At 55.5% G+C, this 5,287-nt stretch carries 6 protein-coding genes; 3 read left to right on the top strand and 3 right to left on the bottom strand.

Translation table 11 applies throughout. The features are described from left to right. From J7G73_RS12235 to eutM, 3 genes are all read left to right on the top strand, one after another. On the top strand, window positions 1–240 hold a 240-nt coding region (locus J7G73_RS12235), incomplete at its 5' end, for a hypothetical protein (protein ID WP_291246458.1). A gap of 22 nt (window positions 241–262) precedes the next feature. Further along, on the top strand, window positions 263–901 hold the full coding sequence (locus tag J7G73_RS12230) for a phosphate propanoyltransferase (RefSeq protein WP_291246457.1): 639 nt from the start codon (window positions 263–265) through the stop codon (window positions 899–901). Between the two features lie 49 nt (window positions 902–950). Then, on the top strand, window positions 951–1,235 hold the full coding sequence (gene eutM, locus J7G73_RS12225) for an ethanolamine utilization microcompartment protein EutM (protein WP_058965090.1): 285 nt from the start codon (window positions 951–953) through the stop codon (window positions 1,233–1,235). Between the two features lie 107 nt (window positions 1,236–1,342). Here eutM and J7G73_RS12220 read toward each other — a convergent pair whose 3' ends face one another. From J7G73_RS12220 to ahpC, 3 genes are all read right to left on the bottom strand, one after another. Next, window positions 1,343–2,143, bottom strand: coding sequence for a class I SAM-dependent methyltransferase (locus J7G73_RS12220; protein ID WP_291246456.1), 801 nt, complete (start codon window positions 2,141–2,143; stop codon window positions 1,343–1,345). A 79-nt stretch (window positions 2,144–2,222) separates the two neighbouring features. Then, window positions 2,223–3,833, bottom strand: coding sequence for an FAD-dependent oxidoreductase (locus J7G73_RS12215; protein ID WP_291246455.1), 1,611 nt, complete (start codon window positions 3,831–3,833; stop codon window positions 2,223–2,225). An 86-nt stretch (window positions 3,834–3,919) separates the two neighbouring features. Next, on the bottom strand, window positions 3,920–4,483 hold the full coding sequence (gene ahpC, locus J7G73_RS12210; protein ID WP_291246454.1) for an alkyl hydroperoxide reductase subunit C: 564 nt from the start codon (window positions 4,481–4,483) through the stop codon (window positions 3,920–3,922). Between the last annotated feature and the right edge of the window lie 804 nt (window positions 4,484–5,287).

Below are 5,287 nucleotides of genomic sequence, written 5' to 3'. Positions count from 1 at the left end.
GATCTGGGCCGCACCGCAGCTCCCACGGCGGAATGCTGCGCTCAGCGTCCGCTGGACTTCAGCCCCGCGGACATCGTGGCTTCCTTTGAGCGGCGGCAGGGCTGCCCCAGCTGCGGCGCAGCGGTGCAGGAATCCAGCATCGACACCCCGGAGCAGCTGAAAAATGCTTCTCAGGGCTTCACCGATGACGCCCATCTGGCGGAGCTGGTCCGGAACCTGATCGCTTCCATGAATCACTGATTTGGAAAGGAGCGGCGAACCAATGAGTCAATGCGATGAACTGCTGGCGCTGCTGATGGAAGCAGTGAAGCAGCAGGCAGCTCCCGGCGGGGAAGAGAAGCAGATTCCGGTGGGCGTTTCCAACAGGCATGTGCACCTCTCTCAAGGTGACCTGGATCGGCTGTTCGGCCCCGGCCACACGCTGGAGAAGATGAAGGATCTTTTCCAGCCCGGTCAGTACGCCTGCAAGGAGACGGTTACCGTCTGCGGTCCCAAGGGCGTGATCGAAAAGGTGCGCATCCTTGGCCCGGTACGCAGTCAGACCCAGGTGGAAATCCTGGCGGCCGACTGCTTCAAGCTGGGCGTGAAGGCACCCATCCGCCTGTCCGGTGATCTGGACGGCACCCCGGGCGTCACGCTGGTGGGCCCGAAGGGCTCGGTGCAGACCGAAAAGGGCGTGATGATCGCCCAGCGCCACATCCACATGCACCCGAAGGATGCCGAGAAGTTCGGCGTACACGATGGCCAGTGGGTGGACCTGCAGGTGGATGGCCTGCGGGGCGGCGTGCTGAAAAACACTGTAATCCGTGTGACCGGCGAATCCGCGCTGGAATGTCATGTGGATACCGAAGAGGCGAATGCTCTGGGCCTTGGCTCCGCGTCGTCTGTTCGGATCGTATAAACAACATTTGCTGAATCAAACATTATAAAATTTTCAGGAGGAAATTATTATGAAGTACGATGCTCTGGGTATGATCGAGACTAAGGGTCTGGTAGGTTCCATCGAAGCGGCTGACGCCATGGTAAAGGCTGCTAACGTCACCCTGATCGGCAAGGAATTCATCGGCGGCGGTCTGGTTACCGTGATGGTTCGCGGCGACGTGGGCGCTGTAAAGGCTGCCACCGACGCCGGTGCTGCCGCTGCTCAGCGCGTGGGTGAGCTGGTATCCGTTCATGTGATTCCCCGTCCCCACGCCGAGGTGGAGACCATCCTGCCTTCCGTGAAGGAAAACTAAATTTATCTTCCCCATTTCTCTTCTCACAGCACTGATTCCATAGAGCAGAACGGCCCCCGAAGGGTTTTCCTTCGGGGGCCGTTCTGTGTATGCGATTAAGAAAATGTTTAGAACTGCAGGTGTATCATCTTTACCATGGAGAATCGGTCAGAAAGCTTCATATTGAGCCGTGTGGATAATTTTAGCCCGGTTCTGGGGATATGGCAGTAGAAGGGTTCTTCTGTAAAGACCTGAAGTCGATAACCGGTTTTGATGGCCAACTCCTGGGCGGTATCCACCGCAAAAAACATCTGCACATTGGAGTGGCTGACCTGTTTCATGTATTTTTTCTGCATCATCAAAAGCCCGGTGCTGCTTACGGCGTCGAAAACAAGCTCAATATTTCCGTAAGCAGCCAGCATCCGAAACAGACGCAGAATTTGAGTTTCTTCAAAGTAATGGAATAATCCGCCTGCGGTTACAAGCAAAGGTGTGTGCGGCAGTTCTGTGCGGATCCGATGAATCCATGTTTCAGAAAAAGCATCTCCGGCGATAAGGTGCTCCCGTTCCGGCTCTCCAAGCAGCTCTTTTCGGAAGTCAATCACATGGGGCAGATCCAGTGCATACCAGAGGGTCCGCCCGTTGTCGCAGCGGAAATAGGCCGTTTCCAGTCCGCAGCCCAGTTGAACGATTGCACCGTCCGGTTTGCGTGTTAAAAAGTTTCGGACAAAACGGTCCATGTTGGCTGCTCGGCAGGCGGAGGCAAGCAGTGCATATTGGCTCTGATGGGGTTGTTCTGTGAGGGGAAGCTGCAGCTTCAGGCTCAGCGCACTCTTATCGTACAGGATATGCGGGTATCGTTCACTGGCGTATATTCTGCCCAACAGAGGAATAAATAGCGTGTCTTCTATGATTCCGAATTTTGACATGGCGGCTCCTCTTATCTGTTCAAATGACGGATTCTAAGCAGCTTGCGCCGCACGGATATCCGTGCGGCGCAAGCTGCTTTCAAAAGTTCAGCAGTTCCAGAAGCTGCGGAAGGTTCTTTTTGCCAAAGAGAATTTGTTCGCCGTCGTTGACTACCAGGCAGGGAACGCTCATTACCTGGTATTTCTCCCGCAGATCGGGAAAATGGTTCAGGTCATATACCTGTGCCGTCACCTGAGGATGAGCCGCAGCCAGACGCTGGGAAGCGGTCACCAGCTCCGGGCACATGGTGCAGGATAGGGAGACCAGCACCTGAAGCTTCACCGGCTTTTGAAGGGTCTGAATGGCCGCTTCGGTCTGTGGGTCAAGGCTCTGGCCGGGTCCGGCAGCATTGTACAGGCCCAAAACGAAGGAGGTGAACTCATGCCCGCCGGGTACACCGTGGAAAGCAAGCCCGGTCCAGCTGCCGTCCTCGCGGCAGACCTGCACACAGGGCAGGTGCTCTGCTCCGGACGGCTCGGCCAGCTCCACCGTCAGCTTATGTGTATGGCTTGCCAGCTCCTCTATATACTCGCGCAGTTCCCGGGAGACGGGGGTCTGATCCAGGAAAAGGCGAAGAATCAGGGAAGAGGACATCCGGTCAAAAAGGGTGCGAAGCTGCGCAGCCATCTCCTCGCTGATGAGTTCGCTGCTGCCGGAAACAGGCTCCGGGGCTGTGCTGCGCGCTGCAGGCTGCTGGGGGCGAATCCCTGTTTTTGCCTGCATGGCAGCGCACAGCAGCTCCAGCTGAGTGGCGGCCAAAGCGCCGTCGCCCACCGCAGTGACCACCTGGCGCAGCGGCTTGACACACACATCTCCGGCGGCATACAGCCCGTCCGCCGAGGTTTTCTGGCTGCGGTCTGTGAGGATGTAGCCCTGCTCGTCCAGTTTTGCCACACCCCGGGCGAGATCGGTGGAGGGGGAGTAACCAGCAAAGACGAATACGCCGAAGGTTTCTCCCTCCGCCGCCCGGTGCTCGGTTTCCTGTCCGGTTTTCGTGTTACGGATCCGGATGCAGCGGGGAGCGGTGTCGCCGGAAAGCTCCACCACCACAGTGTTGGTCAGAATGCTGATTTTCTCGTGATTCCGGGCAGCATCCGCCACGGCCTGCGCACAGGTGAAGTCGTCCTCCCGGATGAGGATGGTCACATGGCGGGCGTATTTGGTGAGGAAGACGCTTTCCTCCGCGGCAGCAAAGCCGCCGCCCACCACAAAAACGTCCTTGCCGGTAAAGAATTCACCGTCGCAGGTGGCACAGTAGGCCACACCCCGGCCCCGGAACTGTTCCTCTCCGGGGAAGCCGATCATGCGGGGATGCGCGCCGGTGGCCAGCAGTACGCCGAAGCACTGCAAGGGGCCCCGGCTGGTCTGCACGGTTTTGATCTCGCCGGTCATGTCCAGCGCAGTGACCTCTGCTAGCAGAAACTCTGCGCCGAAATGCTCCGCCTGTTTGCGCATAGTTTCGGTAAGCTGGGTGCCGCTGGTGCGCTCCACTCCGGGATAGTTGACCACCTCGGAGGTGATGGTGATCTGTCCGCCGAAATGGTCCTTTTCCACCACGACCACACGGTAACGGGCCCGTGCCAGATAAAGAGCGGCGGTAAGCCCGGCCGGGCCGCCGCCGATAACGATTACATCATAGAAATTGTTCATGCTGAAACCCATTTGCCCATGGCCCGTAAAGGGCCATGGGGCTTTGTCAGGAGTGTGATTGGCAACCGTTTTCAAACGATCACTCGTTACAGCTGGCCCACCAGATCCAGGCTGGGCTTCAGAGTCTCTGCGCCGGGCTGCCATTTGGCGGGACATACCTCGTCACCGTGCTTTGCCACGAACTGGCAGGCCTGAACCTTGCGCAGCAGCTCGTCGGCGTTGCGGCCCACGTTGCCGGCGTTTACCTCATAGGCCACGATCTTGCCTTCCGGGTTTACGATGAAGCTGCCCCGTTCAGCCAGACCATCAGCTTCGATGTACACCTCAAAATCCTTGGCCAGGCAGTGAGTGGGGTCTGCCAGCATGGGGTACCGGATCTTCTGGATGCGCTCGGATGCATCGTGCCAGGCCTTGTGGACAAAGTGGGTGTCGCAGGAAACCGCGTAGATCTCGCAATCCACCGCCTGGAACTTCTCGTAAAGATTCGCCAGATCCTCCAGCTCGGTGGGGCAGACAAAGGTAAAGTCAGCGGGATAGAAGAAGAAAACGTTCCATTTGCCCAGCACATCCGCCTTGCTCACAGCGCGGAAGGCGTTGTCCTGGTAACACTGGACGGTAAAATCGGCAATTTCTTTCTGAATCAGGGACATAGAAGTGTACCTCCATTTCAATGTGATTTTGATGTTGGTCTGCAAATGCGAACCGTTACTGAAATTATACGCAAACGCAGTAGAACCGTCTAGTTGTGATTGAAAACAGTTTCTTTCTTTTCTTGCACAAGAGAGATTCCAGTTTGTGATATTGAGGCTCGGAAGTAAAGAGAAGGAGATTGAATACGGTAAAAACGAATGAAAAAGCTCCCTGTTTTTCAATGAACAGAATCTAAAAAAGCTGATAGAAAGAAAGCCACCCTGACGCAGGAAATCATTGCATCAGGGGGGCTTATCATGTCTGAAAAAAGTGTAGTACTACGGCAAGATGATGGAAAAAAGTTCGCCAAGAAATCACTGCAGAAGAATGAATTCAATCGTAAATACAGAAACAGCCATTACACACTTCAAGGTTGGTTGTGGTCTCAGACCAGGGAAGGTGAAGACATGGGAAATTATGAACTGTGCTTTCTGAAATCCCCAGGAAGGGAGAGTAGAAGCAAGGTTTGTAGTAATCTGCTCCATAAAGCAGGCATTTTGTTGGTTACATGGTCGAGTAGGAAGTTTTTTCAGATTCTTCCTCGTTCAAACCACCAATTTGGGGTATGGGGAAAAACAATAGAGGGAACGCCTACTTGGCGGAGATAGCCTCAGCCTTTTGCTGGACAGATTGCAGACAGTGCTGCAGGTTGTTGCTGATCAGGGCGTTTTGAAATTCCTGCTGAAGGATACTTTCAATCTCGTAGGTGTTGCTGCCATAGTTTACAGTGGGAATATCCAGAGCCAGAGAAGTCAGTGTCTGGG

Source organism: Allofournierella sp. (assembly GCF_017889395.1).
Lineage (GTDB): Bacteria > Bacillota > Clostridia > Oscillospirales > Ruminococcaceae > Allofournierella.
This window is presented reverse-complemented; position numbering and strand designations above follow the sequence as displayed.